The organism is Brevibacterium permense, from assembly GCF_013280495.1.
GTDB classification, from domain to species: domain Bacteria; phylum Actinomycetota; class Actinomycetes; order Actinomycetales; family Brevibacteriaceae; genus Brevibacterium; species Brevibacterium permense.
Map to the genome: position 1 here is coordinate 99,716 of NZ_JABSSX010000004.1, position 17,932 is coordinate 117,647.

Sequence of the window (17,932 nt, forward strand, 5' to 3'; positions counted from 1 at the left end):
TGCACCGTGGCCCGAACAGAGCCTTGGCCGGCACGGCGCCGTAGTCGACACCGAGCCGTGGTCGCGCGACGGCACTGTGGTCCGAACAGAGCAGTGTTCGCGACGGCGCCCCAGCCCGGTACCGCTGCAAGCGCAACCCCGGCGCACGGACTACCGCCCCGCCTCGATCCACTCCTTGAGGCGGCCGAGACCGGTTGTGATCGCGGTTTCGTCGATGCCCGAATAGGCCAGTCGAATGTACGACCGGTCCTCACCGGGCTGCGGTGACCCGAAGTGCTCGCGAGTGCAGAATGAGACACCAGTGGCATGCAGAGCCTCGGTGGTGAAGTCCGCCAGAGTCGCGATTCCCTTCGCCTCCATCGCCTCGGTGACATCGGGGAAGACGTAGAACGTCGAGCCCGGCGTAGCCACGGACATGCCGGGAATCTCGTTGATGAGCCGGCACGTGGCATCACGCCTCTTGCGCAGCACCTCCAGCATCTGGCCGACCGGCCCCTGCGGTCCGCGCAGGGCAGCGATCCCCGCCCACTGCACGTACTGGTTCGTGCAGGATTCGTCGTTGGTGTTCATCAGCGAGATCGCCTCGGCAACCTCCTTCGGTGCCACCGCACAGCCGAGCCGCGAACCTGTCATCGCGTACTTCTTCGAGAACGTGTAGAGGATGACGGTGCGCTCCCGCATTCCCGGCAGCGCGGCGATCGACTGGGACTTCCCGCGATAGCGCATCTCGAAGTACGCCTCGTCGGAGAGCACCCACAGGTCGAATTCCTGCGCGATCGCGGCAATGGCTTCACGCTCGCCCGGAGTCGATTCGGCCGAGATCGGGTTCTGCAGGTCGTTGTAGATGATGGCAGTGGTGTTCTCGTCGATCGATGCCCGCAGGTGGTCGAGGTCGATGGCGAAACCGTCGGAGGTCGGAACATATCGGTAGGGCAGGGCCGTACCGCCGAGATATTCGATCTGGGATTCGTAGATCGGGAAGCCCGGATTCGGGTAGAGCACGCCTTCGCCGGGATTCATCACCGCTTGGAGGAATTTCGTGATCACCGGTTTGCCTCCGGTGGTCACGACCACCTCGGCGGGGTTGATCGTCATTCCGCGTCGCGAGCCGAGGTCATCGGCGAGTGCCTCCCGCAGTTCGGGGATCCCCGGCCCAGGGCAGTAGCCGGTCTTGCCGTCGCGGATGGCCTGCTCCATCGCCTCGACGATGTGGCCGGCCAAGGGAAAATTGAGATCGCCGAGGTGGAACGGGAAGACCTCGTTGCCCTTCGCCTTCCAATCGGCGGCGGCCTGGGCCACGCGGAAAGCGGTCTCGGTGCCGAGGTTGTCCAAGCGGCGAGCAGTCTTCATCGTCGACTCCTTCTTCGGGGTCCATCTCTTCAAGGGCAATACTGAGGTGTCCGTGCTGGGGTGTCCATGCGTGCTGCGCAACGCGGGACAAAACCGTCCCCGGACCACGGTGCGCACCGGTTCACTCACGATAGAGCACCTCACCAGGGATTGTCAGCGGTGTCCGAGATTCATCCGACGGCAAGCGCGCTGCGACCGGCGAGCAGACACCACAGACCGATGCCGAGGAATACCGGAGTGCCGAGGATGCCGCACCAGAAGCTCGGCGCCGCGGTCTCTCGCGGGGCAAGATGAACGCGCCCACCGCGACGATAGTCAGCATCAGCCCCGCCAGATGAAGGACGGGCTGGCCGAAGACGACGGCGAGCACGAAGAAGTGGATGCCGACGATCGCCAGGATGAGCGGAGCGATGTTCTCGGTCTGGCCGGCGCGGATGAGGAAGAAGCTCACCACCGCGGCGATGATGACCTCGGCCCAGAACACGATGAGGTAGAGCGTGAATGCGACGGTCCCGGTGGTGAAAGCGCTGGGTTCCGACCAGTTGCCGATGGCGGTGAGAATGCTCGGCACTGCGAGTGTGAGGCCCGCGACTCCGAGACCGGCGAGCACGAGCCTCCAGACCAGTGCTCTGGGCGGTGCTTCCTGTGCCCAGCCTGACCAGATGAACGCGGCGAGGCCGAAGATCGCGCCGATCATGACGAGGTCGCGCGGGTGGGCCAAGTCGATCATCGTCGATTCCTTTCGTCCGTGCGGGCCGTCTTCGACACTACTCAACAAAGAGGATCCGCGCCCATGACGTTTTCCCGACTCCCTCGGCTCTGCGCGCCGCCGATGGTGCCGAGTTCAGCGAATCCCGTCGTCACACTCGCCTCCCCCGCCAAGGATGTCGCCCCTTCCAGCCCCACCGATCCAACCGCGTCGGGCCCTCCCGCCGAGGCGGCCGGAATGATCTGCCAGTCCTCGATCGGTTCGCGGCTGAGTGGGAATACGTGGGTATTGATCGGCTCCATTGCGCTCATGCGAACAGTGCAATCAGCACAGCCACCCAAGTAACGCCGTGACGAAGAAATCAGCAGGCTGACGAGCTCGTTTCAGCACTCAACACAAAGCGCCGCAACTATTTACTTCACCCAGCGAGTGAGATAGAACTGTTTTCGTAGGCGACCGCCTGGTCTGCCTCGAGTTCAGGAGATGATCCGTGTCCTACTTCAATGGTGAAGCCTCGCACTGGCTGGCGGCCTCCCCCGCCGACGACGTCGACCCCGCACCGCTGCCGCGCGAGAAACAAGATCTCGTCATCGTCGGCGGCGGGCTGACCGGCCTGTGGTCGGCCTATTACGCCCGGCAGGCCCACCCCGATTGGGCGATCACCATCATCGAGGCCAGCCACATCGGCTACGGCGCCTCCGGCCGCAACGGCGGATGGCTCTCTACCCTGCTGCCGGGCAATCGCACCAAGTTCGCCGAGGCGGTCGACCGTGCCCGGAAGAACGATCCCTCCGGGCCGGTCGGCTCGGCAGGGCTCGGCGGCGTGGCCAGCGTCAGCGCTTTCCGGTCCGCGCTCTTCGACTCCATCGACGAGGTCCTCGAAGTCTGCAAAGCTGAAAGCATCGATGCCCATCAAGTGCGCGGCGGCCATATCGACATCGCTCAAACGGAGGCCGGCTTGTCCCGGCTGCGCGATCTTGAGGCCGGCAATGAGCAGTTCGGATATGGGCCCGAGGACATGCAGTTCCTCGACGCCGAGGCGACTCGTGCCCGCATCAATGTCGACGGGGCGCTTGGCAGCCTCTACTTCCCCGGTACCGCCGCCATTGATCCTGCACTGCTCACCCGGGGACTCGGCCACGTGCTCAGGGAACAGGGCGTAACCATCTGTGAGGCCACCTCGGCGAGGCATCTCCGAAAGAATTCGGTCGCCACGGACCGCGGGCCGGTGCGCGCGGACACGATCTTCGTGTGTCTCGAGGGGTATTCGGACACGGTCGGCGGCGACCTGCCGGGTCTGCAGGGACGGCAGGTCATCCCGGTGTTCTCGTCGATGATCGCAACCGAGCCGCTGTCGGACGAGGCGTGGGCGTCGATCGGCTGGGAGGGGCGCGAATGCCTCGGCGACACGGCGCACACGTTCATCTATGCCCAGCGCACGGCCGATGGCCGGATCGCGCTCGGCGGCCGTGGGGCGCCCTATGCTTTCCGGTCGGGTCTGCCCGGTGACGGTGAGGTCCCCGCCGAGGTGGTCGACCTGTTGGCCGGGCGCCTGTCCTCGCTCTTCCCGGACCTCGAGTTCGAGGTTGCTCATGCCTGGCGCGGTGCGCTCGGAGTGACCAGAGACTGGTGCGCCGGCATCTTCTTCGACCCGACACAGCGCATCGGAGTGGCTCGCGGCTATGCCGGACACGGTGTGACGGCGACTCATCTGGCGGCGAAGACCCTGCTCGATCGGGCTGCCGGAGCATCGAGTCCGCTTACAGCGCTGCCGTGGAACGATCACTTCTCCGGGCAGTGGGAGCCCGAACCGATTCGGTGGTTGGGCATCCGGTCGATGTACAAGATCTTCGGCCTTGCCGATGCGTGGGAGTCAGCGACCGGGGCGAAGAAGACGAGCCTGCTCGCACGGTTCGGATCCCGCTTGGCCGGGTTGCACGAGTAGGCCGGTCGGGAGTGACCGGTCCGGCACTACCACCGCTGATGTCCAGCGAATCATAGATCTCGAGAAAGAGAACCGAAAACTGCTCCGAGCTGACCAGATCCTGTAGTCAGCTTTCTTCGCGGCGGACCTCACCTGCCCCCTCGGAAAGCGGCACCTCCAATGTTCACAGAGCGGGCTTACGTCGGTCGTGATCACCTGCGAGATCGTCGGCTGGCAGGTATCGAGGTCGTTGCGTACCGAGGTGGCTCGGGACGCCCCGCAGATGGGGATCTGCCAGCGTCGACGTGCCGATGGGGATCTGCCCGGTCTGGTGCATCGCTCGAATCCCAGGGTCCGGTATTGAGCATTCCGCTGTCGCGAGAACCTGGCCGAACAAGACACCGTCGGGTCTGTCGGATCTCGTGGCGATTCATCCGATAATGACCTTGGCAAGGCACTGAACTCACGTGGCAAAGCCGAGCTGATCCGAAATAGGGGGCCGTAGAACTAGGGCAGATCTCGCCACGATCCCAGCTCCACAAAAAATTGGTGACGAACCAGGCCCTAGGCCACCGAGGTGCCGAACAGCATACCCACAAGGAATGTCGCGGCGAGCGCAATCGCGCCGCCGATACAGGTGCGGGCGACGGCGGACCACCTGTTCGCGCCGCCGACCCACGCCGCGACGTAGCCGGTGATCGCGAGGGCGACGATGGTCGCACCAAACGTCACCGGGATATTCATCGAGGTCGGCAGGAAGAGGATAGTGAGCATCGGCAGGAGCGCGCCGACGAAGAACGAGAGCGCGGAGGCGAGCGCTGCGTGCCACGGGTTCACAACGTCGTCCTCGTCGATGTTGAGCTCCGTCGAGAGGTGCGCCTTGAGCGCATCCTTCTCGGTGAGCTCCTTCGCCACCACCTCCGCGGTGCTGCGCGAGAGCCCCTGAGTCTCATACAGCCCGATGAGCTCCTCGAGCTCGCCATCTGGGTCGACTCGGAGCTCCTCTCGCTCTTTATCGATCAGGGCCCGCTCGCTGTCGCGCTGGCTCGAGACCGAAACGTACTCGCCGAGGGCCATCGAAATCGCCCCACCGACAACGGCTGCCGCGCCGGCAAGCAGGACCGGCGTGAAGCTGTTCGTCGCGCCAGCGACTCCGACCACGACGGCGGCGGTCGAAACGATGCCGTCGTTCGCGCCGAGCACTCCGGCACGAAGCCAGTTGAGTCGCTGTGCCAGGCCATCGATCTGGTGTGGTTCTTCTCGCTCGGCTTCGTGGCCGCGGGCGTTCCTCATGGTGCAGATTGTAGGCGCTGTGACGCCGCGCACGTAAACGGCGGAGCGAGGCACGTAGGACCGTTTCACCAAGCCGACACGGAGCCCGTGGGAACCGTCCTCGGGTCTTACGCAGCGGTGCCCTCTGCCTCAGCTCGCGAGGAAGGGGCAGACTGTAGCCATGACGAAATCCCGCATCTCCCCCATGGCCGCCTCCTACCCCGCCTCGAGCATCCGCAAGATGTTCAACCTAGCCCTTGACTTCCCCGATGCCGTGAAGCTCACCGTCGGCGAACCGGACTTCACCACTCCGGAGCACATCAAAGCCGCCGGTATCCGCGCGATCGAGAACGACAACACCCGCTACGTCGCCAATGCGGGCATCCCCGAACTGCGCTCCGCCATCGCCGGAAAGTACTCACGACGCTGGAATCGCAGCATCGCGCCCGAGAACGTCATGGTCTCCTTCGGCGCGATGGAGGCACTGACCTTCGCCCTCGACGTCACTGTCGCTCCAGGGGATGAGGTCATCATCCCCGACCCGAGCTTCCCCAATTACATGGGTCAGGTGCACCGCCTCGGCGGGGTTGCCGTGTCCGTTCCTGTCACCGAGAACAATGATTTCAAGCTCCGCGCCGAGGATGTCCGCGCCGCGATCACGGACAAGACCGCGGCTGTGATCATCAACAGTCCGTCGAACCCTTTGGGTTCGGTCATGGATCGGGCCGACCTCGAGCAGATCGCTGCGCTGGCCGATGAGCATGGGTTCACCGTCATCTCCGATGAGGTCTATGACGAGATGGTCTTCGACGATGCCGTCTTCACCTCTATCGCCGAGGTGACTCCATCCACCGCCGAGGCAAGGGCGGAGTTCGACCGGTTCCTGGCCATCGGCAGCTTCTCGAAGACCTATGCGATGACCGGGTGGAGGTGCGGTTTCGTCATCGGTTCGCAAGATTTCATCGCGCCGATGGCACTGCTGCAGGAGGGCCTGACCTCGAGTCTGCCCGGCTTCGTCCAGGAGGCAGCGGTCGCCGCAATCGAGGGACCGCAGACCGCGGTCGATGAGATGGTCGCTTCGTATGCCAGGCGGCGCGAGCTCATGGTCGAGCGCATCAACGCCATCGGGGGCTTGAGTCTGCTGCGGCCGGCGGCGACATTCTATGCCTGGGTGAATGTGTCCGAGTGGGGATTGGACTCTTGGGAACTGGCGACCCAGCTGCTGGAGAAGCACAACCTCGCGACGATCCCCGGTTCGGCCTTCGGCCCAGCCGGCGAGGGCTACCTGCGCCTGACTTTCGCGGTCTCGGACGAGACCATCAACACGGCGTGCGACCGGCTGGAGGCCTTCGCCGCTGACCGGTGATGCCAGGAGTGTTGAGCCACCGAGCGCTCAAGTTACCGTCGAACGCGCATCGCATAGCGTGAGCGGTCGGAGGGAAGATGCACGGTCGCTGATCCGCACCTCACTCCACCGCAGCGAGCGCTGAATTCCAGCTTCCGTAGAACTTCCGGACGGCCGCGGCCGAGGGCACCTCGCCCTTGTGCTCGGCGGCGTATTCGGTGTAAGCCTTGTAGGTCGCGGCGGTCCCGCGTGATTCGCAGTCGGCGAGGAATTCGGCAATCGCCTTGTCGTAGGCATCCGAGTCGAAGCGCAGCTGCCCCTTGGATCGGCCGATCTTGTTCGTCGCCAGACCCGCCGCCTTGAGCGCTTCGTTCCAGGACCCGAATCGCTGCACCGCGGTCTGACTGGTCGGCGGCCAGATCGTCGCCCCCTGCGCCGAGGTCGCTCCGAGGCCGTCGAGCACCGTCTTGCGCAGTTTGTCGTACCGGCTCGCGGTCAGACTAGGGACCTCCGCCCGGCCGCGGACGTACGCAACCGCCGCAGCCACCTCGGCGAGAGTGGACGTCACCGACGTCCCTGAGTTCTCGAGTTGGACGGTCAGTGCGGACTCCACCTCGGCGAGGGCCTCTCGGTCGGTGGGGCTGAGCTTGGCGGGGTCGGCGCTCGCGGGGATCCCCGGCGCGCCGGTGTCATCGAGGCTGCGGGCGGTGACGAACAGCAGCGCACCGAGCACGGCCAGCGACGAGGTGTGGGTTCTCCCGGTATCAGACATTCACTCCATTGTACGTTTCAAGTGGGGAACATCAGGTTTCAACCTCGGTACACGCAATCGTCTCCGACTCACGCAACCGCAAATAGTGTCGGTCGTGCGGCCACAGACGGTAGCCGCACACAGAGAATGCTGACCCTGAGAAGTGGAGAAGACGATGCAGATGAAACGAATTCTTGGAATCGGAGCAGCCTCTCTGATTCTGGCCACGGCAAGCGTCTTCGGCGGCACCGCCGCTCACGCTGATGTGGTGAAGTTCAGCTACACGTATCACAAGACTCGCGCCGTCTGCGAGAAGATCGTCCTGGCTAAGGCCGCTGCCCATGCCCCCTTTGTCAAGCGGATCGTCACAGCGGAGTGCGAAGCGGTTCGCCCCGGTGAGAAGTACTTGGGCACGGTCAGCTGGGTTGTCTGATTCATGCTGGTCGTCTCGCCCGAACGTCAAGCATCGTATTCAACGCGAAGAACAGACCGCTGATCACGACCGCGGTGATCGCGGCTAATGGGATCGAGCCGGTGATCAGCAGGTAGCCTCCGCCGAGCACGAGCACCGACGCACCCGCCGACACCAGACGCCCGGTCATCTTGCCGCCGATGTCGCTTCCGCTGAGGACGACGTCGATCGTCCGCGAGATGACGAACCACGCGACGAGTATGCCCAAGGTCGCGAGCAGCGATTCGGGCAGACTCAATCGCATCTGCAGGTGCATCGTCTCGCCCAGCAGGGTCGCGGCGAACGGGACGATCAGCGGCAGTCCCAGAGCGATGAGGATCGGGCCAGTGAGGGTGAGGACCAGCCGGTGGCGATACAGCGAGCGCATGATTCGTCCTTTCTTCTTGCGGCGACGAGATCCGTGGGCGGTTGGTTGGTGAGGACGGCACCTGCGGGGACCGCGTCTCCTGAGGCTTCAGCCGGCCAGCAGGGCGAGCGATCCGGTGGCGATGAGCGTGGTCAGGGTCGTCCAGGCGATGATCGCGATGGCCTGCCACAGCAGGATCCACGAGGTCTTCACACCAGCACTGACGAGGATCGTCGAGGTGATCTGGGTGGGAATCGCCAACGGTCCGAGCAGGCTCGCACCGGGGACGCCGAAGCGGGTGAGGAACTTCTTGAACTTGACCCGCCCCTTGGACTCGGGCTTCCCACCTTCACCGAGATGGCCCTCCGTCGCCGTGTCACCTGCAGTGCCGTCGGCCGCTGGACCGGGGGAGAGAATGTCGGCGGGTCCATTCCGCGTGGCAGCTGCCTCGGGCGCAGCGCCATCAACCGATCCGGAGCCGACACCTGCGCCTGCCCCCACGGCCGCGAGCTCACGCTTTTCGCTCTGCCGATTCACGACGGCGCGACGCGCCCGTGCGCCGAGGAGCACGATGACGGTGACGCAGATGAAGTTGCCGATGGCTCCGGCGATTCCGGCGAGCATGGGGTTCATTCCGGCCCACACGCCGATGATTGAGGAGATCTCACCCTCGATGAAGGGGATCGCCCCGGCCGCGGCGATGATGAACGGCTGAAGCAGGTCGGGAACCTGAGCGGCGAGACCTTGGAAGAATTCGATGATGGGGTTCATGGTGTCCTCCTGAACGTGATCGGCAGATCCCGGCCCGGATGAACCGGATCTGATGGTTGATACGTTCAGTACAGACTGTGTTCTCAGAACAGGGTCAAGGCCTCATCGTCGAATCCAGCGAATCCTCAGGTATCTTCCCTAGTCACTGTGTTCAGCTCTCTCCCTCAGCTCCCGACTTGACTCCTCTTCCTCCGCCTCAGTCCCCTGCCTCAGCCTTCTTCCTCCGCGGCCACGTGCTTGATGAAAGCGGTGAACCGCTCGCGATCTTCGTCCGGAATGTCGAGAGTCGGGAAGACGGAGATGAAGGCGCGCTGGATGACGTCGATCTGCGCGTCGTTGTACAGCTCGCTGATCGAGCCGATGATCGCGGCCTGCCCCATCTTCACGTCCCCGGTCATCCGATCGGTCGGCGCAAGGAGCCACGGTTTCGCTTCGAGATGCCGCTTCATGCTCGGAGCGATCTGCTCTGCCAAGCGCTCGCGGGTGGCGTCGTCGGCATCCTCGGCGAGCTCATCGACTTCCTGGTCGTACGGGGTGGTCTCGGACATGATGGACCGCATCTCCGCGAGCGCCGATTCCTCGTACAGGGTCGAGTAGATGTTCATCAGGCTGCGATCGGCACTCGACATCCGCGAGGCGACATCGATGAAGCCTGCGGCAGTGTCGATCGGCGCTCCGTGTTCGAGGATCTGGGACACCTCGGTGCGTGCTTTTTCCAGGGCCGCGATCTGCTCACCGAGGTCGGACTCGAGCTGCTTGAGAGCGAGCTGCTGCTGTTCGTGATCGTCATCGACCGAACCGATATCGGCCAACGGGATCCCAAGTTCGCGCATCCGCCGGATCTGATGGAGTCGGAGCAGGTGGGAGGCCCCGTACTGTTTGTATCCGTTGCTCATCCGTGCAGGCTCGGTGAGCAGCCCGAGCTTGTGATAATGCCGAATCGTGTTGACCGTGGTGCCGGTCAGCCGCGCCAATTCGCTCGTGCTCCATCCCACGGTCAGGTCCTTCCGCCGATGCCGTGTGGTTCAGTGTCGATGAGGTCCTCGTCGACTCCCAACACCGCTCAGTCTAAGCGGACGGACTGACATGGTGAGCGGGAGAACCGACGTGGACGGTCTGATGTGCGCGGACTACCGTGTAACCATGACAGCAGGATTCGATTCGGTCGACGCCCTCGTCTTCGACATGTTCGGCACTGTCGTCGACTGGCGTACAAGTATTGCCGCCGAGGTGGCCGTGCACTTGCGCGATCATGTTCCCGATCTCGTTCCGCTTGAGTTCGCCGACGCTTGGCGGGCCGAATATCAGCCGTCGATGGAGCGGGTGCGCGATGGTGACCGGGAGTTCGTTCGTCTGGATGTGCTCCACCGGGAGAATCTCGAGACCGTGCTCAGGGGTCTCGGCGTCGATCCGGACTCGATTCCCGCGCCGGTCCTCGACGAGACCAATCTTGCGTGGCACCGGCTCGATCCGTGGCCGGATGCGATCTCGGGTCTGACCCGTTTGCAGGAGCGATTCATCGTCGCCCCATTGTCGAATGCGAACGTCCGGTTGGCTCTCGACGTCGCCAAACGTGCTGGTCTTCCCTGGGATGCGATCCTCGGCGCCGAGGTGGCGGGAGCCTATAAGCCGGACCCCGACGCGTATCTGCGGACCGCCGACATCCTCGGTCTCGAACCGCAGCAGGTCGCCATGGTCGCCGCGCACAACAGCGATCTCGCCGCGGCACAGTCCCTCGGGCTCAACACGGCTTTCGTTCGTCGCCCCACCGAGCATGGACCCGATCAGACCATCGATCTCGAGCCCACGGGCGACTGGGACATCGTTGCCGAGGACTTCGAAGACCTCGCTGACCAGATCAGCTGAGGCATCGCCTCGAACGGGTGCTGGGCCGGCAGTCCCTGCAGTACGCCAAAGTGTCTATTTCAGCGGCTCCAGACCGCACCACTCGGCGGTGAAGAGAGCGGCGGTCTTCGTGATGTTGCGGACGGACTCGATGTGGACGCGCTCGTCGAAGGCGTGGATGTCGAGGGATCGGGGGCCATAGGTCAGAGTCGGCATCGATCCGTAGTTCGTATACAACCGACCGTCGAGGTATCCCGGCGTGGTGAACGACTGCAGATGCTGGCCGAACACATCCCGGTGGGCCGAGCAGAGGACGGCCTCAGCTTCTCCGCCTTCGTCGAGTCGATATCCTGCGGTGAAGAAGCCGGTTCGCTCCAGGCGTGGCAGGCGACTGTCCTGACCGCGCCGGGCGATGCTCGCGTGCCGAACGTGCTCCTGAATCTCTTCCCACGCCTGTTCCGGGTCGATCCCCGGATAGATGGCGGCCGCACGGAGACCTCACACCATGACGGGACGCTGAAGGGTCAGTCTCCGCCAGAGATCTCTCCGACGGTGGTTCGCAACAGGGCGTTCTCTTCTGGTTCCTGGATGAGCACGGCGTCGCCGGTGTAGCCGCGCAGAAGTGCCGAGAGCGCTCCGTTGCCGGTGCTCTCCTCCTCCACCACGGATTGAAGATGGATTGGGGCTGCAGGAGAGAGTCCGGCAGCGGTGATCGCGTCGAAGGCGAAGAGGTTGGCCGGGAGGCCGGCTTTCATGTCCCCGGCGCCACGTCCGTACAGCCAGGAGTTCTCGACTCGAGGCTCGAAGGGCGGAGCAGTCCAATTTCCAAGGGTCCGGTCGGAACGACATCCACATGACCTTGCAGGATCAGCGATCGGCCTTGCGAGACTGCCGGCCGATAGCTGCCTACGATGTTGAAGTCTTCGTCGTCGGGCACGTACCTCTGTCGGCTATTCTGCATTCCTCAACGAGGGTCCGGAAGACCAGCCACATTTGCTGTCATTGGTTGCGCACCCCCTCCCCTCATTCGGGATCAGGGTATACCGTGGCCCACAGGGACGGGTCGACCGGCCCGTACTCCAGCCACCATCTGACGAAAGGTGACAAGCATGAGTGAGACGAGCATAAGCGCTTCGCGGATGATCGATGCCCCCGTAGAGGACATCTTCCGAGTCCTCTCCAATCCAGAACGTCATGCCGAGATCGACGGCTCGGGAATGGTCCAGTCGGATGACAAGACCGATCGCATCACCGAGGCCGGCCAAGTGTTCACGATGAACATGCACTGGGACAAGATGGGCGGCGACTACAAGACCGACAATCATGTCATCGGCTTTGAGGAGAACAAGCTTCTCGCCTGGAAGACGGCACCGGCCGGTGAAGAGCCACCGGGTTGGGAGTGGGTCTGGGAGCTCAAGTCCCACAGCCATGACTCGACCGAGGTCTCCGTGACCTACGACTGGAGCGCAGTCACCGACAAGGAGGTGCTCAAGCAGGTCGACTTCCCGGCCGTCAGCGAAGAGGATCTCGAATCGTCCCTCGGCAACTTGGCAGCCGCGGTGTCCGGAGTCTGACGCCCCGCAGCAGCGCGTCCACCCGGGCTGCTCACGCCTGACGAGGCGGCCCTGTTCGAGCTCACCGCAGTTCGTTCAGGGCCGTCTCCGCGCGTTGCCGGCGGTCTTCGAGCGACATGTCCCACCAATACTCGCCGCGTTCGCCGAGGCCGTGCTTCGCGACATTCACCCTCCGTCTCGCCTCCGCGAGATCATTCTCAGCACCCAGCCTCTTCGCCTGCTTGACGGCATTCCTCGCAGCGCCGAGGCGGCTCTTGAGTTCCTCGATCACGTTCGGTTCCAGTGCTGGGTCGGTTCGCCGCCACCGGCGTCCCTTGACGATCAGCCACCGCTCGTCATCGCTGTTCTCGCTCATGCGACGAATATGCAGAAGGGGTGGCCGGAGGGATCAGCGAAGACGTAAAGGGGCTCATCCTCGTCGTCGGTGCGAGCAACGCGCAGTTCGGCACCCAGGTCTTCGGCGCGCTGCCTCTGCTGTTCCAACATGGTCCGGTTCGGCACTGTGAGGTCGAGGTGCATCTGCATGGGGACATCCGTCGTCGGCCACGTCGTCGGTTCGAGGTGCTCGACTTTCTGAAACGCCAGCTTCCGGTGGGTCAGCGAGTCTGTGAGCACCAGCCACTCCTTTTCGTCGACCTCGCCCGTCGAAAGCTCGTCGCCAGTGCGATAGACGTAGCCGAGCAGGCGCCGGTAGAACTCTGCCAGCTTCCTCGGCTCAGTGGTGTCGATGACCGTGTGCAGTAGCTCGGGATAGCCGGACATGCCTGTCTCGCCTGTCATTTGCGTGCCCCTCTCACCCGATTGCCCCGTCATCCGAGCTCCAACGGCGTGAGCACCGCGATTTTCCAGCCGTCTTCGGTACGCACCAGCTGATACATGTTCCGCTCGTCGGGGGCACCTCCCTGATATTTCCAACTGACGTCGGCCCAAATGCTGTGCTCGGTCGATGCCGCCACCGTGACATGAACGTCGACTTCGGTGACGCCCGAGTACTGCCCGAAAGCACTCGCGAAGAAGCTCTCCGTCTGCGGCGCCTCGGTGACAAGGATCCGCTGCCCCGGGAACTCGATGAGCGCCGGAACCGCGTAATGATCGGCGATTGCCACGGCATCCCGATCGATGAGCGCACGGGTGTAGGCGTCGAAGAACTGCGTGTGAACCTCTTTGTCCTCATCCATGCCGCAGATGCTACTCCGCGCCCCTGACACAGCTCCGCCACACCCCATGTCACCGTCCAATGAGAAGATGGCATCGTGCCTGAGATCCGACCGTCCGCCGCCACGACCGGTGCCGCCATCCCCGCCGATTGGCGTGATGCCTTCGCCCCACTCGCCGAGGCGGCTCCGCACTCGTAAACGTCCGAAGCTTTTCGGCTCGACGCAACTAGCAAAATCGTCGCTAGAGTTAACACAAATACAGTAGAGCAATGGCCAGCTCGTATCGCCGATACTACAAGGGGCTCTTCGCAGTTGAGGGTGTAGCCGGGAGTGCGACTGCAGGATCGGATGTCACCGGATCATGTAACAGACCTAACCACTCATTGTCCTTCAGTGTGGCGCCAGTGGGGTAAAGACTTTTCCGCCCGAGTCGTGAAACCGTACCCCCAGCGCGCTGGGCATGCCGGCCGGCCCCACCGTCGGTTGTGGCGCTCCCACCCAGAGACAGGATCACTTGCCGGGCTCCCTGTCCCAGGACCGCGTGGACGGGCTGTCCGAAGCCGAGAGTGTTGCTGTCCAATGGTGAAAGTTGTCCCGGTGGCAGCATCTGCAGGCCCGAGCTTGTGGCTACCTCGACGACGGCGGTCGTAGCGTTCAGGGCCACGGTAGTCATGGCCGGTGTCCCCGCGGGGCCGGCCACCGGGACGGTGAGCGGGGTGAAGCCGACCTGCAGTGCCGCTTGCACGCTGCCGTCCCCACCGTCTGCCAAGGGCAGGATCCGGCAATGGACCGTGCCCTCCGGAGCACTAGCAGTGAGTCCAGTGTGGAGTGACTGTGAGGCTTCAGAGGCGCTGAGCGAGCCTTTGAACTTGTCCATGGCCAGAAGAATCTGGATCGAGCTCATCGTGCACCAGCTTTCAGCAGCCTACTCAGGTCTTTTCTCAAGGTGCCATCGCCGATCGCGATCAATCCCGCGTAGTGACATTGCCTGTACCAGCGTTTGCGCACGGCCGGCCAGAGGGCCCTATTGTCCAAAGATCCATCATTCCTGCCTCTTAGTCGGATTAAGTCGGACTCCGAGAGATGCCTTCGCCCGGAGTCCGGTCCTGGGCGGTGAAGAGGCACCCCGAAGGCAGCAAGTCCCCGAGAGGAAGATCCGAGTCTGACGGCTATAGCCGTCCAACCCGGAGGAGCGAGCTTTGCGGCAACGAACTTGTTGCCCAGAGCAACGACGACCACGTCGGTAACAGCATCAGTGCTGGGCTGGTCACCGGAGCCGAGGGACGAGATGACCAGACAGTCGACGCTTCGACCACCGCCCCGAGTTGACCGACCTCGTCGTGGGAGATCGAAGTCCTTGAGCATTAACGTGGCACTGGCGGTAGCTAGGCTCGAGCCCTTGCATCCAAACGGTCTCCGAACACTTCGCTGACGGCCTGCACCACGGGGACGTCCACGGATCGATCCTGGGCTACCTGACGGGCCTGCGCCAAGTCCTTGTGCCAAGGCCGTAGCTGGGGCGCCAGATCGGCCTTGTCGTAAGCACGGGCCGTCTCGAGTAAGAAATCGGGATTCCGGACGGACCAGCAGTCTGCTGTGCCGCCGGAGAGGACCTCCATCAGTGCTGCACGCTCGATGCTTGCCGTACCCACCAGGTCCAGTGCCTCCTGGAGCACTGCCTGGGTGCCGAAGAAGACGATCTGGTTGGCAAGTTTCACGAGTTGTCCTGCGCCCAGCAGCCCGACCGGAGTGACCGTTCCCAGGGTGGCCAGCCAGGGTCGGACACGTTCTACGGATGCTGTCGGCCCACCGGTCATGAGGGCCAGTCGACCCTCCCGTGCGGCGTCGGCACCCCCGCTCACCGGAACGTCCAGCACCTCGATACCGCGATCCAGGAGGGGATCAGCCAATCGGGCAACTGCGTCGGGGCCGACTGTCGACATTAGCACGACTGTCCGGAGATGGGCGACGCCGGCCTTTGGGCTATTGCCACCAGGTGGAGTGGCGACAATCTGGGCTATGACGTCGGCACACTGCCCCGCGTTCCCTACCAGAATCAGGACGACGTCCGACGACTCCACCACCTCCTGGACCGACTCAACGACGTCAAGATCCAGGGCCGAGCCGCGAACACCCGACCGGGCGTCATACCCGACCGTCCGGAATCCACAGGTCTGCAGTCGGCGGGCGACCGGCAAGCCCAGGTTCCCCAAACCGATGACGCCCACGAAGGGACGAACGTCGACGTGATCAGAGATCACTCCCTCACCTTTCCGTGGCTCATTCGGCTCACTTTGTCTGGGTGTTCTCTGTCCTGCTGTCACCGTCGTCGTCCTTCGAAAAGTTGTCGGAATCGGCCGTGGCGCCATCATCGGTGTCAGCCGTATTGTCAGTGCCGCCGAGGCTGCTGTCAGTTCCGCCGTCATTGATCGACTGGTCCGCCGGGGAGTTAGCGGTCCTGCGCTTCCAGGACCGTAGCAACGGAATACCCAAGGTTAGCAGGCTCATGATCAGCAATATCATCGGCACTGGGTGGAGGACCCAGTCGTAAGATCCTCCGTTGATGATCGTGGCGCGCCGGAATCCGGTCTCAGCAAGCGGGCCGACGATCAGACCGATGACCAGCGGGGCCTGAGGGAAACCGCCCTTGATCATGAAGTAGCCCAGCACGCCCGCTCCCACAGTAATCATGGCATCAACCAGGCTCGATTGGACCGCGAAGCTGCCGACGACGCTGAGGGCTAGCACGCAGGGCCACAGGTACTGGGTTGGAATGCGCGTGATTTGCCCCCATGAGCGGATGCCCGCCAGACCGACCAAAACCATGATGACGGGAATTATCACCAGTGCTAGGAAGACGCTGTACACCAAGTCCGGGGAACCGCTGAAGAGTTCCGGCCCCGGGCGGAGCCCATGGACCGTCAGGGCACCGATCAGGACGGCGGCAGCTGAGTTGCCCGGAATCCCGAGGATCAGGGTGGGCGCGAGTGTCCCTGGGACGGAGGCATTGTTGGCGGATTCGGCGGCGGCCAGACCACGTGGATCACCCTTGCCGAACATCGATTTGTCTCTTGCTAGCCGCTTGACTTCGTTGTGGCCGATGAATGACCCGATATCTCCGCCCGTGCCGGGGAGCACGCCCACGCCAAAACCGATGACCGAGCTGTATGTCATGCCTGGCACGAGACGGCGCAACAGCGATCCTGGCACTCGGAATGACCCCGGCGACACCGGGGAAGCAGATCGCAACCGGATGTGCTTCTCGAAACGCACGAGAGCCTCTGCCACGCCGAACAGACCGATCAGGACGGGAATGAAGCCCAGACCAGCCTGAAGGTCACCGATTCCAAAGGTCATGCGGGTGACCCCGTTGATTGGGTCCACGCCGACCGTGGCGATGAGTAGGCCTACAATGCCGCTGATCAGTCCCTTGACCATGGCACCCTCAGACATCGAGGCAATCAGGGTCAGGGCGAAGACTGCAAGCATGAAGAACTCGGCTGGCCCGAAGCTGAGAGCAAATCGTGCCAGCACCGGGGTGAGTGCCAGCAGCAGGACGCCGCCGATGAGGCCGCCGAACCCGGAGGCCAGCAGGGATATGGTCAAGGCCTGACCGGCTTTTCCCTTTAGCGTCATCGGATAGCCGTCCAGCAGGGTCGCTGCTGAGGATGGCGTACCCGGGATACGCAGCAAAATCGCCGGAACGGAACCCGCATACACAGCACCTGAGTAGATCCCCAAGAGAAGGCACACCCCGGAAAGCGGATTCAACGCAAAGGTGAACGGCAGGAGGACGGCGATGGTCATCGTTGCCGTGAGACCGGGGATGGCCCCCACCGCAATGCCGCCGACCACCCCTACGAGCATGAACAGCAAATGTTGCCAGGACAGCACTGCTTCGAGCGCAATCAGCAGATCGTTCATGAGATCAGCCTTTCCAGGATTCCACGGGGAAGAGATACTCCGAAAACGTTGTAGAACATCAGGAACAGCACCGTGCTGAATCCCACAGGTACGACCACGAGTAGTGGGATGTTGCGGATACCCATGAGCAGAAGGGCCAGTGCCAGGAACAACACGGTGGATGTGATGTAGCCAAGACTGCCCATCACGGACACATAGATGAGGAGTAAGGCCACCGCTCCGATGACACGCAGGCCATCAAAGCGGGATGGCAGCGCTTCGCCCCCGCCCCTCTGGAGTGTCAGGAGCACTGACAGCGCGATCAGGACAGTAGCGATCAGCATCGGGTATCCGCCTGACCCGGGATCGCTTGCGTCCCCGTTGCCGTCGAGTTCGGCGGTCTGGATCAGAGTGGTGACACCTACCAACAAGAGCACCACCGCGGCGGTGATGTTACCGATACGACTTCGAGATTCAGTGGTTTCCATAGTTTGTTCCCCCTTTAATGGGGTC

22 protein-coding genes are annotated in these 17,932 nt (G+C 63.4%); 5 read left to right on the forward strand and 17 right to left on the reverse strand.

All coding sequences use genetic code 11. The features are described 5' to 3' along the window. Positions 1–150: 150 nt before the first annotated feature. The 3 genes from HK353_RS07485 to HK353_RS07495 all read right to left on the reverse strand — a co-directional run bounded on the left by HK353_RS07485 (position 151) and on the right by HK353_RS07495 (position 2,370). Positions 151–1,350 carry a pyridoxal phosphate-dependent aminotransferase gene (locus HK353_RS07485; RefSeq protein ID WP_173154687.1) on the reverse strand — a complete coding sequence of 400 codons (1,200 nt, stop codon included), beginning with the start codon at positions 1,348–1,350 and terminating at the stop codon, positions 151–153. A 121-nt stretch (positions 1,351–1,471) separates the two neighbouring features. Then, on the reverse strand, positions 1,472–2,080 hold the full coding sequence (locus HK353_RS07490) for a hypothetical protein (protein ID WP_173154690.1): 609 nt from the start codon (positions 2,078–2,080) through the stop codon (positions 1,472–1,474). 41 nt (positions 2,081–2,121) lie between these two features. Continuing rightward, on the reverse strand, positions 2,122–2,370 hold the full coding sequence (locus tag HK353_RS07495) for a hypothetical protein (RefSeq protein ID WP_173154693.1): 249 nt from the start codon (positions 2,368–2,370) through the stop codon (positions 2,122–2,124). Positions 2,371–2,549: 179 nt separating this feature from the next. Between HK353_RS07495 and HK353_RS07500 the strand changes: the two genes are divergently transcribed. Next, positions 2,550–4,004 (forward strand): FAD-dependent oxidoreductase, encoded by a 1,455-nt coding sequence (locus tag HK353_RS07500; RefSeq protein ID WP_173154696.1) that lies wholly within the window; start codon positions 2,550–2,552, stop codon positions 4,002–4,004. A gap of 543 nt (positions 4,005–4,547) precedes the next feature. Here the strand turns inward: HK353_RS07500 and HK353_RS07505 are convergent. Beyond that, positions 4,548–5,276, reverse strand: a complete 729-nt coding sequence (locus HK353_RS07505; protein ID WP_173154699.1) for a VIT1/CCC1 transporter family protein — start codon at positions 5,274–5,276, stop codon at positions 4,548–4,550. A 160-nt stretch (positions 5,277–5,436) separates the two neighbouring features. On the opposite strand from HK353_RS07505, the gene HK353_RS07510 reads away from it, so the two are divergent. Continuing rightward, entirely contained in the window at positions 5,437–6,621 is a 1,185-nt protein-coding gene (locus HK353_RS07510) for a pyridoxal phosphate-dependent aminotransferase (RefSeq protein WP_173154703.1), read from the forward strand. Positions 6,622–6,721: 100 nt separating this feature from the next. On the opposite strand, the gene HK353_RS07515 is transcribed toward HK353_RS07510, so the two are convergent. Continuing rightward, complete coding sequence (locus HK353_RS07515; protein ID WP_245395859.1) at positions 6,722–7,372, reverse strand: homing endonuclease associated repeat-containing protein; 651 nt, start codon at positions 7,370–7,372, stop codon at positions 6,722–6,724. Positions 7,373–7,532: 160 nt separating this feature from the next. Here HK353_RS07515 and HK353_RS07520 point away from each other — a divergent pair, with 160 nt between their 5' ends. Next, positions 7,533–7,784 (forward strand): hypothetical protein, encoded by a 252-nt coding sequence (locus HK353_RS07520; RefSeq protein WP_173154706.1) that lies wholly within the window; start codon positions 7,533–7,535, stop codon positions 7,782–7,784. Position 7,785: 1 nt separating this feature from the next. Here the strand turns inward: HK353_RS07520 and HK353_RS07525 are convergent, their stop codons facing one another. From HK353_RS07525 to HK353_RS07535, 3 genes are all read right to left on the reverse strand, one after another. Further along, entirely contained in the window at positions 7,786–8,190 is a 405-nt protein-coding gene (locus HK353_RS07525; RefSeq protein WP_173154708.1) for a hypothetical protein, read from the reverse strand. A gap of 87 nt (positions 8,191–8,277) precedes the next feature. After that, the gene (locus HK353_RS07530) at positions 8,278–8,940 is read right to left on the reverse strand and encodes a small multidrug efflux protein (RefSeq protein ID WP_173154711.1); all 663 of its coding nucleotides are present in this window, start codon (positions 8,938–8,940) and stop codon (positions 8,278–8,280) included. A gap of 209 nt (positions 8,941–9,149) precedes the next feature. Next, positions 9,150–9,935 carry a MerR family transcriptional regulator gene (locus HK353_RS07535; RefSeq protein WP_173154714.1) on the reverse strand — a complete coding sequence of 262 codons (786 nt, stop codon included), beginning with the start codon at positions 9,933–9,935 and terminating at the stop codon, positions 9,150–9,152. Between the two features lie 148 nt (positions 9,936–10,083). Between HK353_RS07535 and HK353_RS07540 the strand changes: the two genes are divergently transcribed. Further along, positions 10,084–10,806 carry a haloacid dehalogenase type II gene (locus HK353_RS07540; RefSeq protein ID WP_217278344.1) on the forward strand — a complete coding sequence of 241 codons (723 nt, stop codon included), beginning with the start codon at positions 10,084–10,086 and terminating at the stop codon, positions 10,804–10,806. Between the two features lie 54 nt (positions 10,807–10,860). Here the strand turns inward: HK353_RS07540 and HK353_RS17005 are convergent, their stop codons facing one another. Then, entirely contained in the window at positions 10,861–11,076 is a 216-nt protein-coding gene (locus HK353_RS17005; protein WP_245395860.1) for a hypothetical protein, read from the reverse strand. 233 nt (positions 11,077–11,309) lie between these two features. Beyond that, positions 11,310–11,660 (reverse strand): M20/M25/M40 family metallo-hydrolase, encoded by a 351-nt coding sequence (locus HK353_RS17010; protein ID WP_342589861.1) that lies wholly within the window; start codon positions 11,658–11,660, stop codon positions 11,310–11,312. A gap of 234 nt (positions 11,661–11,894) precedes the next feature. On the opposite strand from HK353_RS17010, the gene HK353_RS07550 reads away from it, so the two are divergent. Next, complete coding sequence (locus HK353_RS07550; protein ID WP_173154719.1) at positions 11,895–12,359, forward strand: SRPBCC family protein; 465 nt, start codon at positions 11,895–11,897, stop codon at positions 12,357–12,359. Positions 12,360–12,420: 61 nt separating this feature from the next. Here HK353_RS07550 and HK353_RS07555 read toward each other — a convergent pair whose 3' ends face one another. The 7 genes from HK353_RS07555 to HK353_RS07585 all read right to left on the reverse strand — a co-directional run bounded on the left by HK353_RS07555 (position 12,421) and on the right by HK353_RS07585 (position 17,907). Next, the gene (locus HK353_RS07555) at positions 12,421–12,714 is read right to left on the reverse strand and encodes a biopolymer transporter Tol (protein WP_173154722.1); all 294 of its coding nucleotides are present in this window, start codon (positions 12,712–12,714) and stop codon (positions 12,421–12,423) included. Further along, positions 12,711–13,139: a VOC family protein gene (locus HK353_RS07560; protein ID WP_245395861.1), complete on the reverse strand. Its 429-nt coding sequence runs from the start codon at positions 13,137–13,139 to the stop codon at positions 12,711–12,713. The genes HK353_RS07555 and HK353_RS07560 overlap by 4 nt, the downstream gene beginning before the upstream one ends. A 29-nt stretch (positions 13,140–13,168) precedes the next feature. After that, entirely contained in the window at positions 13,169–13,537 is a 369-nt protein-coding gene (locus HK353_RS07565; protein ID WP_173154725.1) for a hypothetical protein, read from the reverse strand. Positions 13,538–13,808: 271 nt separating this feature from the next. Next, a complete protein-coding gene (locus HK353_RS17580) occupies positions 13,809–14,420 on the reverse strand; it encodes a glycerate kinase (protein WP_173154728.1) in 612 nt (203 codons plus the stop codon). A gap of 481 nt (positions 14,421–14,901) precedes the next feature. Then, positions 14,902–15,777, reverse strand: a complete 876-nt coding sequence (locus tag HK353_RS07575; protein ID WP_173154731.1) for an NAD(P)-binding domain-containing protein — start codon at positions 15,775–15,777, stop codon at positions 14,902–14,904. A gap of 28 nt (positions 15,778–15,805) precedes the next feature. Next, entirely contained in the window at positions 15,806–17,440 is a 1,635-nt protein-coding gene (locus HK353_RS07580; protein WP_173154734.1) for a tripartite tricarboxylate transporter permease, read from the reverse strand. Then, positions 17,437–17,907: a tripartite tricarboxylate transporter TctB family protein gene (locus HK353_RS07585; RefSeq protein WP_173154736.1), complete on the reverse strand. Its 471-nt coding sequence runs from the start codon at positions 17,905–17,907 to the stop codon at positions 17,437–17,439. The genes HK353_RS07580 and HK353_RS07585 overlap by 4 nt, the downstream gene beginning before the upstream one ends. Between the last annotated feature and the right edge of the window lie 25 nt (positions 17,908–17,932).

Coding starts and splice junctions, on each gene's coding strand:
- HK353_RS07485 (WP_173154687.1), bottom strand. CDS start 1,350: ATGAAGACTGCTCGCCGCTTGGACAACCTCGGCACCGAGACCGCTTTC.
- HK353_RS07490 (WP_173154690.1), bottom strand. CDS start 2,080: ATGATCGACTTGGCCCACCCGCGCGACCTCGTCATGATCGGCGCGATC.
- HK353_RS07495 (WP_173154693.1), bottom strand. CDS start 2,370: ATGAGCGCAATGGAGCCGATCAATACCCACGTATTCCCACTCAGCCGC.
- HK353_RS07505 (WP_173154699.1), bottom strand. CDS start 5,276: ATGAGGAACGCCCGCGGCCACGAAGCCGAGCGAGAAGAACCACACCAG.
- HK353_RS07510 (WP_173154703.1), top strand. CDS start 5,437: ATGACGAAATCCCGCATCTCCCCCATGGCCGCCTCCTACCCCGCCTCG.
- HK353_RS07515 (WP_245395859.1), bottom strand. CDS start 7,372: ATGTCTGATACCGGGAGAACCCACACCTCGTCGCTGGCCGTGCTCGGT.
- HK353_RS07520 (WP_173154706.1), top strand. CDS start 7,533: ATGAAACGAATTCTTGGAATCGGAGCAGCCTCTCTGATTCTGGCCACG.
- HK353_RS07525 (WP_173154708.1), bottom strand. CDS start 8,190: ATGCGCTCGCTGTATCGCCACCGGCTGGTCCTCACCCTCACTGGCCCG.
- HK353_RS07530 (WP_173154711.1), bottom strand. CDS start 8,940: ATGAACCCCATCATCGAATTCTTCCAAGGTCTCGCCGCTCAGGTTCCC.
- HK353_RS07540 (WP_217278344.1), top strand. CDS start 10,084: ATGACAGCAGGATTCGATTCGGTCGACGCCCTCGTCTTCGACATGTTC.
- HK353_RS07550 (WP_173154719.1), top strand. CDS start 11,895: ATGAGTGAGACGAGCATAAGCGCTTCGCGGATGATCGATGCCCCCGTA.
- HK353_RS07555 (WP_173154722.1), bottom strand. CDS start 12,714: ATGAGCGAGAACAGCGATGACGAGCGGTGGCTGATCGTCAAGGGACGC.
- HK353_RS07560 (WP_245395861.1), bottom strand. CDS start 13,139: ATGACAGGCGAGACAGGCATGTCCGGCTATCCCGAGCTACTGCACACG.
- HK353_RS07565 (WP_173154725.1), bottom strand. CDS start 13,537: ATGGATGAGGACAAAGAGGTTCACACGCAGTTCTTCGACGCCTACACC.
- HK353_RS17580 (WP_173154728.1), bottom strand. CDS start 14,420: ATGAGCTCGATCCAGATTCTTCTGGCCATGGACAAGTTCAAAGGCTCG.
- HK353_RS07580 (WP_173154734.1), bottom strand. CDS start 17,440: ATGAACGATCTGCTGATTGCGCTCGAAGCAGTGCTGTCCTGGCAACAT.
- HK353_RS07585 (WP_173154736.1), bottom strand. CDS start 17,907: ATGGAAACCACTGAATCTCGAAGTCGTATCGGTAACATCACCGCCGCG.